The following is a 3,241-nucleotide window of genomic DNA, read 5'->3' on the forward strand; positions in this document are numbered from 1 at the left end:
CGGCATCGACCCCGCGCCACGTCGCTCAGGCCCCACCTGGCGCGAGTTCCTGACCGCGCAAGCCGAGGGCATCATCGCGGCAGACTTCTTCCACAGCGACACCGCCCTCGGCAAGCGGCTGTACGCGCTGGTGTTCCTCGAGCACGGCACCCTGCGACTGCACATCACCGGGGTCACCGCCCACCCGACCCGCGACTGGGCAGTGCAGCAGGCGCGGAATCTCACCGTCGACCTGGGCATACGCATCGAGTCCCTGCGCTTCTTGTTACGCGACCGCGATGGCAAGTACGGCGAGGCCTTCGACGCCGTCTTCGAGGCCGAGGAGATAGAGATTCTCAACAGTGCGCCACAGGCTCCCCGCATGAACGCGCACTGCGAACGCATCATCGGCAGCATCCGACGCGAAGCCCTCGACCACATCCTCATCATGAACGAGGCCCACGCCCGCCACGTCCTCGCAGCCTACGAGCGGCACTACAGCGAACACCGACCCCACCAGGCCCGCAACCAGCTACCACCCCACGCCCACGAACAACCCGCCGCAGCACATGACCTCAGCACCGGCAAAGTCCTGCGCACCCCGACCCTCGGCGGCCTCATCAACGAGTACAGATATGCAGCATGACATGCAGCGATGACTCTTCGAGCGGCACAGCCTCGAGAGCGCTCAGACATACGCCTCCTCGCCCGCGCGCTCCTGCGCGCGGGCGAGTTTGCAACCGCCGGGTGTGGGCTTCCCGTCCGTCAGGTGGAAGCGAAAACCGCGTGCCGGAGTTCCCTCAGCTTCCGCCCGGGTTCGAGGCCGAGCTCCCTGTCGAGAACGCGGCGGGCGGACTCGTAGATGCAGAGGGCGTCCGACCGCCGGTTGGATCGGTGGAGGGCGAGCATCAGCTGCCCGTAGAACGTCTCCCTGAGCGGGAACTCGGCGACGAGGGAATGCAGCCTGCCGACGATTTCCCGGTGGCGGCCGAGGGCGAGCTGCGCCTCCACCGACATCTCCATGCATTCGATGTGGAGTTCGGCGAGGAGTTTGTTGAAGCCCTCCATGATGGGGCCGGGCCCCACGTTGTCGAACGCCGGGCCGCGCCACAGCCCGAGCGCCTCCTCGGAGAACGCGGCGGCGGCGGCGTGCTCGCCGCGCCTGAGATGCCGCCGGCCGTCGGTGACCAGCCGCCGGAAGACGTCGACGTCGCAGTCGCTCGCCCCCCTGCGGAGCATGTATCCGCCGGGCCGGGTGATGACGGGGTCCGGCCGGCCGGGCCGTGCCAGGAACTTGCGCAGCCGTGACACGCAGACGTAGATACCCGCGGCGCTGCGCTGTGGCGGCAGCTCACCCCAGATCTCCCTCGTGAGCTGCTCCGCCGTGACGACCTGGTCAGCGCGTATCAGCATGACCGCCAGGACGGTGGCGAGCTTCTGTGCTCTGAGGTGGGACACGCCCTTCTCATCGACCACACGAACAGGTCCCAAAATCTCGTACCGCATGAAGTACCCCCTGTACTCGATTCTTGGCATTGCGTGACGCGAGATCGCCGTGCTGCGGCCAGCGGCTAGACCGTGGCGAGCTCCAGCTCCGGGGCGTCGACGAGGACGGCGTGGTGGAGCCCCCGCAGGGCGGCGGACGGCTCCTGTCCCAGCTCGTCGCTGAGCACGATCCTGGCCGACTGGTAGACGCTGAGGGCGTCGGCCCTGCACCCCGAACGGTAGAGCGCGAGCATGAGCTGCCGGTAGAACGCCTCGTGCAGCGGAAGCTCCTCCAGCTGCGCGTAGAGGTAGCTGACGAGCTCGCGGTGGCGGCCGAGTTCGAGACCGGCGTCCACGTACCACTCGACGCACTCGAGGCGGGACTGCTCGGCCCAGCAGACGAAGCCGTTGACGATCGGGCCGTCCCGCAGGTCCTCCAGCACCGGTCCGCGCCAGAGGCCGAGACCCTCCTCGTACGCCTCGCACGCCTCCTCGGTGCTGCCGGCACGCTGTGCCTGGCGCCCCTCGCGCACGAGGTCGAGGAAGTCGCGGAAATCCAGCTCGTCGGTCTCCAGCCGCAGGACGTAGCCGCTGCGAGCCGTCTTGATCGGACTGTCCCGCCGGCCGTTCTGGCGCAGGAACTTCCGCAGCTGGGATACATAGACGTGCAGCGCCGCGATGGCCTGACGTGGCGCGCGCGTTCCCCAGATTTCCTTCATGAGTTCTTCACTGCTGACCACCTCGTCTGCACGCACGAGCAATGCGGCCAGCAGCACTTCGATCTTCCGCGCACTGAGCGTAGAAATTGACGACCCGTCAACGACCATAATGGGCACAGGATTTCGTACCTCATGATGCGCGACCTCCCACTGTGCCCAGCGCATTCTCGCAGCAGGTGGATACTTCATCATCGAATACGGTCAGCATTCGAGACATTCACCCCGATTTTTGAACTTGCTTCAGCACATCGGTCACATGCGTAACACAACCTGACGCCTATTCGGTCGCGCGTCGGGCATCAGCGGCGATGTCCTACCCACGCCGAGGACCCCCTAGACGACGAGAGAGTCATCTTTGCGCCCTTCATATGAATGCCGGACGGTCCCAGTTGGCTTTCGTCAGATGAGACTGGTCTTCCATAGGGAGCGATCGGCTGCCTGGGTCGCCCTGGGCCGTCGCACTGACCCCGGATACCACACCGCCACGGGCACCGCGACTCTTGGTTGACCCGAGACGAGAACAGCCGGAGGCAACGCTCCTGGAGAGGGCGACATCGACGCATCCTAACCGCGCATCGCGCGGCTGTGTGAGGGTCAATGAACCGACAACAAAATCCGACATAGGCTGATTCATCGCCGGTGTCACTAGGTTGCGAGGCCGCTTCTTAACGCGTTCTTAACGCCCTCTGCTCCGACGGCGCCGTCTGACGGGGAGTCAATATGAGCCGACGTCCCCGCACAAAATGCGCTGCCCCGGTGTGTGACGTTTTCGGTTAGATCAACTTTAGGTCGGATTCCGAGAATGAACGCCGTACGGGGCATGTCCTGAGCCCATAACCAGCTGTCTTGCGATTCAGACGGGGGTGTCATGCCCGGGAACAGCCTGACCCGCGAGCCAGGGGCTGCGAGGTGGCCCGTCGCGATCGTGGGCCTGGCATGCCGGCTGCCCGGCGCGCCGGATCCGGGCGCGCTGTGGCGTCTGCTGCGCGGCGGCGGAAGCGCCATCGGGCCGGTGCCGGCGGCGCGCTGGCCCACGCCATCGGGCCGGGCGGCGTGGG

4 protein-coding genes are annotated in these 3,241 nt (G+C 66.3%); 2 read left to right on the top strand and 2 right to left on the bottom strand.

Going from position 1 to position 3,241, the window contains the following annotated elements; translation table 11 throughout:
• Positions 1-625: integrase core domain-containing protein (locus ACWDSL_RS52615; protein WP_450496791.1), on the top strand; the 625-nt coding region annotated here is incomplete at its 5' end.
• A 119-nt stretch (positions 626-744) separates the two neighbouring features.
• On the opposite strand, the gene ACWDSL_RS52620 is transcribed toward ACWDSL_RS52615, so the two are convergent.
• Complete coding sequence (locus ACWDSL_RS52620) at positions 745-1,437, bottom strand: AfsR/SARP family transcriptional regulator (protein ID WP_450496793.1); 693 nt, start codon at positions 1,435-1,437, stop codon at positions 745-747.
• Between the two features lie 113 nt (positions 1,438-1,550).
• Entirely contained in the window at positions 1,551-2,183 is a 633-nt protein-coding gene (locus ACWDSL_RS52625) for an AfsR/SARP family transcriptional regulator (RefSeq protein ID WP_450496795.1), read from the bottom strand.
• 868 nt (positions 2,184-3,051) lie between these two features.
• On the opposite strand from ACWDSL_RS52625, the gene ACWDSL_RS52630 reads away from it, so the two are divergent.
• On the top strand, positions 3,052-3,241 hold a 190-nt coding region (locus tag ACWDSL_RS52630), incomplete at its 3' end, for a beta-ketoacyl synthase N-terminal-like domain-containing protein (protein WP_450496796.1).

Source organism: Streptomyces sp. NPDC000941, assembly GCF_053599555.1.

Excerpts from the sequence above, each read along its gene's own strand:
- ACWDSL_RS52625 (WP_450496795.1), bottom strand. The coding sequence starts at position 2,183 with ATGAAGGAAATCTGGGGAACGCGCGCGCCACGTCAGGCCATCGCGGCG.